At 50.7% G+C, this 2,294-nt stretch carries 2 protein-coding genes and 1 pseudogene; 1 reads left to right on the top strand and 2 read right to left on the bottom strand.

Going from position 1 to position 2,294, the window contains the following annotated elements:
* A pseudogene (locus tag AQS70_RS23245) lies at positions 1 to 175 on the top strand (formaldehyde dehydrogenase, glutathione-independent); the annotation flags it as partial.
* Positions 176 to 250: 75 nt separating this feature from the next.
* On the opposite strand, the gene AQS70_RS23915 reads toward AQS70_RS23245, so the two are convergent.
* Positions 251 to 1,348 carry an RHS repeat-associated core domain-containing protein gene (locus AQS70_RS23915; RefSeq protein WP_187331807.1) on the bottom strand — a complete coding sequence of 366 codons (1,098 nt, stop codon included), beginning with the start codon at positions 1,346 to 1,348 and terminating at the stop codon, positions 251 to 253.
* Between the two features lie 168 nt (positions 1,349 to 1,516).
* A complete protein-coding gene (locus tag AQS70_RS09755; protein ID WP_055102597.1) occupies positions 1,517 to 1,777 on the bottom strand; it encodes a hypothetical protein in 261 nt (86 codons plus the stop codon).
* Positions 1,778 to 2,294: the final 517 nt, after the last annotated feature.

Here is a 2,294-nt window from a genome sequence, read left to right as displayed (position 1 = left end):
CATGAAATACAACCGCCAACTGATGCAGGCGATTATGTGGGACAGGATTAAAATTGCCGACATTGTGGGGGTTGAAGTGATTAGTTTGAATGACGCCCCACGTGGGTATGGCGAGTTTGATGCGGGCGTGCCGAAGAAGTTTGTGATTGATCCGCATGGGTTGTTTAGTGCGTAGAAAGTTAGTAAGCGGTAGCTGGGTATCAGATACCGCTTATTAATCTAGAGGTCTAAATTTATTGGCGTTTTTCCCTTAATACAACATTGCAGAAGCAGTTTCTCTTATTTTTGCAACAGATTTTTCTAGAGCGAAGTGTGTTTCCAAATCGTCGGTGTAACGAGGAAGCACGCTCCCAGTATTGTGGTCGGATGGCCTGCCTAAAAGATATTTTAGGATGCTATTTCTATCTAGTAAGTTATCCTTTAAAACTAGTGTGTCCAAAGCCCTATCGTACAGCTCAGGAGCGCTATTTCTGTTGAGCGCAACTGCACCTAATGCGATGTTATCTTGTTCGATTGATCTATTTAAGGCTTTAAGCAGGGAGTTATTTCTTTTGATTTCTGCTCTTAGTGCTTTTCTTGCTGCCCTGCCCAAAGGATCGGGTGGTAAATTGGATAGTTGAGGAGCTGACGTTCTAAAGTATTCGCGTGTTACAGGCATATCAATTGAAGAAGAAGAGGAAGAAGAATAAGAGGAAGAAGAATAAGAGGAAGAAGAATAAGAGGAAGAAGAATAAGAGGAAGAAGAAGAGGAATGTCTTGTCTCGACTACCGTTGGGCGTAAGCGCTTGGGCACTCTTCCCATAAATTTATTTTTGAAAGCTTTAAATAAATTTGGAAAGTGGCCTGACGGGTCGTTGAAGTTAAGTGGGTTATTATCACAATACGCATACGCATTAATCCCCCCCTCTCCAAACGGGCTCCAACTGTCTGGGCTATTAAAGCGCATTAATACAGGGTTAAACGCTCGATAACCTTGGCCCAATAAATAATGCCCGGTGACGGGTTCAGGTCGTTCGCCGTTAAATCCTATAACGCTGAGTAACGCGTCGTTGGCGTGATGTCCAAAGGGCGTATACACCTGCGCGTGCTGAGTACCGTCTGGGCCACTGCCACTGAGCACTGAGGTTTGCAGGTCGGTAGCCAATAAGGTAGAGCCAGGTGCGCTGCCGTGTTGTTGCAACGCCAGCGGTTGAGAGTCGGCCTCAAAGAAACGTGTTTTACGATCGCCTTCTATTTCCATGGCGATACGGGTGTTGTTATAAAAGCGTTGAGTCTCATTAGTGCCAGACAGACGGTCTAGCGGGTCGTAGTGATAGGTGCTGGTTAAGGTTTTGCGCGTTTTGCTCATGCTGTACTCCCGGGGAAAGCGCGGACGATGTATTAGCTTCCTCCCGCAGGTGCCGGCTGTATAGCTAGTAGATCTGATAGGTAGTTAGGCGGTGGCTGACTGTTTTTGCGAGGGCTGGGCCCTTGATCGCAGCCTCGCTGCGCTCCTCGGGGGGTAAGGTGGGCGCGGTTAGAGCTGTAAGCGCTGGCCCAGTACGTCGAGCAGGTCACAGCCATCGCGCAGCAAGATGGCGCAGGGCTGGGTGATGTGTTTGAGGTCGATGGCGTCGGCGGCGCTCAGGTCTAAGCGGTTAAGGCTTTCGAGCAGTTGGGTCACGGCCAGAATGCGCACCGCCGCATTGGCGTGTAGCACGTCAGGTGGGCTTTGGCGGTCTATCAGTAAGCTGGGGATCAAGCAGTCGATGGCGGTTAGCGGGATGTATTGGTTCATGGTGTGCTCTCTGGTGTGTTGGGTAAAGCCACCCTCTACTCGTCGCCAAACGAATAGGTGGCAGCTGCACGCAGGTTGGCGAACCGGAAACACACCACCCGGCAGACCCGAAGGTCTCCCGCGCACAGCTGCCATAACACAGCCTTGCGGGTGCAAAAAAACCTGCAAATAAACAGGAGTTTTCGCATGGTGGTTTACAGGTCGCCAAACCCGGTCGCCATTGGGACGACCGGCGGACTATAAGCCTCTTGCCTCTGGCCATGCAAACCCAAAACCCTGTAGGAGACTCCCTGTCGTCCATACGCCGCACTGTCGTGCAGCAAACGGGCTAAGTCTGTAGTCGCTGACGAGGCACAAAGGCTGCGATCAACTGCTGGCAGTCGTAATACCATCGCGCACGGTGTTTGGGTGCATCTCTATTTTGTAGGAGCTGGCGCAGCCTGCGATCTTTTGATCGCAACATCAAAAGATCGCAGCCTGCGCCAGCTCCTACGCGGCATATTTGTCTGCCAACGCA

Origin of the sequence: Pseudomonas endophytica (genome assembly GCF_001411475.1) — a bacterium.
Lineage (GTDB): Bacteria > Pseudomonadota > Gammaproteobacteria > Pseudomonadales > Pseudomonadaceae > Aquipseudomonas > Aquipseudomonas endophytica.
The sequence above is the reverse complement of the archived record's forward strand: the minus strand, read 5'-3'. Positions and strand labels throughout refer to the sequence as shown.